The following is a 4,545-nucleotide window of genomic DNA, read 5'->3' as shown; positions in this document are numbered from 1 at the left end:
CTTGCGTGGATGCTGTTTCAAGGTTCTTACCTTGCCGGGGCGCTCGGCGATCAGCCAGTCCACATCCACCTCGGCCAGCTCCTCGCGCTGTGGCGCCCCTTGGTAGCCGGCATCGGCTGAGACAAATTGCTCCTCTCCATGCAGCACATTACCCAGCTGATTGAGGTCATGCTCGTTGGCCGCGGTGGTGACTAGGCTGTGGGTCAGGCCACTCTTGGCATCGACACCAATGTGGGCCTTCATGCCAAAGTGCCACTGATTGCCTTTCTTGGTCTGATGCATCTGCGGATCGCGTTGCTGCTCTTTGTTCTTGGTCGAGCTGGGTGCCTCAATGATGGTGGCATCGACCAAGGTGCCTTGAGTCATCATGACGCCTGCTTCGGCTAGCCAGCGATTGATGGTCTTGAACAATTGGCGGGCCAGTTGATGCTGCTCCAGCAGGTGGCGGAAATTCATGATGGTGGTGCGGTCCGGCAAGGCGCTATCCAGGGATAACCGGGCAAACAGACGGATGGAGGCGATTTCGTACAGAGCATCTTCCATCGCGCCATCGCTCAGGTTGTACCAATGCTGCATGCAGTGAATGCGTAGCATGGTTTCCAGCGGATAAGGTCGCCGGCCATTACCAGCCTTGGGATAAAACGGCTCGATGACTTCCACCATGTTTTGCCATGGCAGAATCTGCTCCATGCGGGACAAGAAAATCTCTTTTCTGGTCTGACGGCGCTTACTGCTGAATTCACTGTCGGCGAAGGTGAGCTGATGACTCATGATGAACCCTTTTTCATGGCTCCAGATGACAAACATGATCTCATATCAGGGACTTGTTCGCACCTTCCTTAGTTACCGTTCGACCCCATCCATCTTTATCCCACTCTGGTTCATGTGACCATGCTCGTCTGTTGGGCGCCGCTGCGCTCTGCACCAATCGGCAAAAAACACGCTACCGCCCCTGAATTTCAGCCTCCAGCCTGCTGCGCTTTCCCTGTGGCTCCGGTCTGGTTCATGGCTGACTCCGACAAGAGGTGATCCCGATTGCCATGTTACCGAACGGAGCTGGTTAGGGAAGGGGGAGCGGGCGATTTCTCGGGCAAGATCAATAAATTGGGGGGTGGGGGCTGCGGGGGCCTGCGGCAGGTTGGATAAGAGGGATCTCAAGGCCGACGCTTTCCCGCTTCCCGCTTCCCGCTTCCCGCTTCCCGCTTCCCGCTTCCCGCTTCCCGCTTCCCGCTTCCCGCTTCCCGCTTCCCGCTTCCCGCTTCCCGCTCAACGCTCAACGCTCAACGCTCAACGCTCAAGGCCCAGCGCCCAACATTCACGGTGTATGGATGGGGGAGTGAGGTCATTGCCCTGCCGAGGGCCATGCGGTGTAGCCGAGAGGGTCGGCCTGGCACGGACGAGCAGGTGGTTGGGAGGGGGTGAAAGACCCGCGGGTTCAGTCGACGACTCGAATTTGAAACCCGCTCAGACGCCCATGCACCACCCAAAAGAGGGGCCCGCTGCCGGTGACGGCAGGGGCCCGTTTTTATTGTTAGCGCACGGTCTTTGTATGGGGTTTGCTTTCCTCCGCGAAGGCTTAGCGGGCCAGCAGGGGTTGGCTGCTGGTCAGGGCGGTGCTGGTTGGCCGGGTGGCGGGATGTTGCTGGAACTGGCGCACCAGCCGCTCCAGGTCCCCGAGCTGCTTAACGAGGGCAATGATGCCCTGCACGGCGTGGCGGCTGCCCTGGCTGGAGTCGTCGGCCAGACGCTTGATGTCCAGTACGCTGTGGTGGATGTCCTGGGTGACCAGGGACTGCTCCTGCACCGCCTGGGCTATCTGGTTGCTGCCTGCGGTCACCTGCAACAGGCGTTCGCTTATCTGTTGCAGGATATCGCCAGTGGCGGCGGCCTTGAGGCGGCAACTGGCGGAGAGCTGTTCCCCTTGCGCCATGGCCTGCTGGGCATCGTCGGCGCTGGCCTGCAAGAGGCTTATCATCTGCTGGATCTCGCCGGTGGAGGATTGGGTCTTGATGGCGAGGGTGCGGATTTCGTCCGCCACCACCGAGAAGCCGCGACCGGACTCGCCCGCCCGGGCCGCCTCGATGGCCGCATTGAGGGCCAGCAGGTTGGTCTGGTTGGCGATGTTGTTGATGACGTCCAGGATGCCGTCGATGGCGCGGCACTGGCTGGCCAGCGCCTCTATCACGGCGCGGGAGGTGAGCAGCTCGCCGTGAACCCCTTCCACCGCCGCCACGGTATCGAGCACGCTGCGATTGCCCTCCCGAAACAGCACGGCGGTGTTGTCCAGGCTGTCCGAGGAGGCACTCGAGCTGTGGGAGACCTCGCGAATGGACGCCGTCATCTCGGTGATGGCGGTCGCGACCTGGTTGGTCTGGGCCTGCTGTTGTTGCAGGTTGCCGGTGATGGACTCGGCATTGTTCAGATCCGTCTGCGCCGCCTGCACGATCTGCTGGCAGGTCTGCTGGGTGCGGGCCAGCACCGCATTGAACTCGGCCTGGTTCATCTTCATGGCGAGCTCGACGGCAGCCAGACGATCGACCCGGCCGGTATACAGCAGTTGCATCAAGGGGTTGTCGAAACGGTGGCGGGCCAGGGTCTCCAGCCGGGCGAGGGTCTGGCAGATGACGAGCGCAACCACCAGGGGCAGGGCGCCGATGAGCAGAGGCCAGCCCGGGCCGTGCTGATAGCCGAGGGTGACCAGACTGGCCAGCAACGCCATCAGGCAGAGGTGGATCCCCAGGGTGTGGCAGCAGGGAGGCAGGCGCAGGGCCCGGGGGTCTTGCCGCGGCGCATTTCTTCATAGACCCGCTCCGCACGCTGCTTGATCGCGTCGTCCGGCGCCGTGCGCACCGACTGGTACTCCACCACCTTGCCGCTTGCGTCCTGAATGGGGGTGACGAAGGCGTTGACCCAGTAGTGATCCCCGTTCTTGCAGCGGTTCTTGACCGGGCCCATCCAGCTTTTGCCTTCCCGCAGATGGCGCCACATGTCGGCAAACGCCTGGGGCGGCATGTCGGGGTGGCGGACCAGGTTGTGGGGGGCCCCTTGCAGCTCCTCCAGGGTGAAGCCGGCTATCTGGCAGAACTCGTCGTTGGCATAGGTGATGCGGCTCTCCAGATCCGTGGTGGAAATCAGGTTCTGGTGCGACGGGTAGAGGCGCTCACGCTGGGTAACGGGTTGATTGACTCTCATGGTACTTCCTGCCTGACAGAGGAAAGAGAGTCTGGTTGCAATTCGTACACCAGAGTGCCCAAAAACGCTTAAATTGCGCTCTATATGTCTCTTTTGCGCTCAAAACCCGCAGAGGGGGGAACATGGCCCGGGCTCGCGTCCACCCCTGCCGTCAGGATTCGCTTTTTGGGAGCCGTTTTGGCAATGGCAGGGCGGGTTTCGCAATTTGGCCAGGCGGGGCCGGGGCCTCCGCCAGCCTCAGGCGGGCAGATCCGGCTCGCTGACCGGGGCCGGCATCTGGGTCTCTATCTGCAGGTGGGTGGAGAGCAGGGTCTTCAGATCCTGCAGGTACTCCTCCAAAGGGGGCTCGTCCAGCAGCAGGGCAAGCTCGTTGCCGATGGGGGTGAGCCGGTAATAGAGCAGGGTGAGGTTGCTCTGGCGTTGGCGCAGACGCCAGCGCTGGTTGCCAAAGGCCAGCTCGACCCCGTCGGCGGGCAGGGGGCCGGATTCGAGCTCGCCACGGTGTAGCAGCCCGAGATCGCACAACAGCAGCAGGGCGCTGTAGGGCACCCGGTATTTGCCGAGCCCCATTCGGGTGACCTTGGCGCGACTGAGCAGGCTGGCCCCCTTGTGCATGCCCAGCAGCAGGCGCTGCTCGTCACTGCCCTCGTAGTGGCAGGAGAGGGCGCAGATGCGCTGGAACAGCTGGGCTTCGCGCTGGGTCATCTCCTTGAGGGTGTTGAGGGCACGGATGGAGAAGCGGCCCGGGGTCGCCACTTCCAGGGCGAAGATGCGGCCCCACAACTGCTGCATGGGGGTCATGCTGATGTCTTCGGCCAGTTGCAGGAAGCGGGTGAGCCAGTCGCTGTCTATCTCGCCGCCGGCGGCGGTCTCTTCGCAGTGGCGCGCGGCCATCACCATGATGGATTCCAGATTGCGCTGGCGGGTGGCCTGCTCCGCCAACTGGCGGAAGGTGGCGCGCTGCTCGAAGGTGCTGTCGCTGTTGCGGGTGAGCATGCCATCGATGCCGCGGCTGCGGGCCAGGCGCAGGGTCTGCTCCTGGCTGCTCAGGATGGAACTCTCTTTCTTGGGGGGCAGGTCAGCCATGCTGGCTCCGTGATGGCAAGGTCTGGTAGTGAATGTTACTCCAACCAGATCCATGAACAATCCCTTTGCCGGGGTCGTCACGGGATAAAAAAATGGCCTCCCGGGGGAGGCCATCAGGGGCTTGCATATTCCGGCCGATCATGAACACCAATTCCGATTCAACGTGAACACCATTTCCGGACCAATGTGAACGCTCATTCCGGTTCAACCTGAACACTTCGCCCCTCCTTTCCGGAAACAGTGTTCAACATCCCGGAATCACTGTTC

General features: G+C 62.1%; 2 protein-coding genes and 1 pseudogene. All 3 read right to left on the bottom strand.

From position 1 onward, the window contains the following. Positions 1-771: IS5-like element IS5 family transposase (locus tag MUW49_RS18095; RefSeq protein WP_244813048.1), on the bottom strand; the 771-nt coding region annotated here is incomplete at its 3' end. 805 nt (positions 772-1,576) lie between these two features. Continuing rightward, positions 1,577-3,192, bottom strand: a pseudogene (locus MUW49_RS18090) (PAS domain-containing methyl-accepting chemotaxis protein). A gap of 237 nt (positions 3,193-3,429) precedes the next feature. Continuing rightward, positions 3,430-4,278, bottom strand: coding sequence for a TIGR03899 family protein (locus MUW49_RS18085; RefSeq protein ID WP_042016317.1), 849 nt, complete (start codon positions 4,276-4,278; stop codon positions 3,430-3,432). Between the last annotated feature and the right edge of the window lie 267 nt (positions 4,279-4,545).

Origin of the sequence: Aeromonas sp. LsrichE-8G, assembly GCF_022869435.1 — a bacterium.
GTDB lineage: Bacteria > Pseudomonadota > Gammaproteobacteria > Enterobacterales > Aeromonadaceae > Aeromonas > Aeromonas caviae.
The sequence above is the reverse complement of the archived record's forward strand: the minus strand, read 5'-3'. Positions and strand labels throughout refer to the sequence as shown.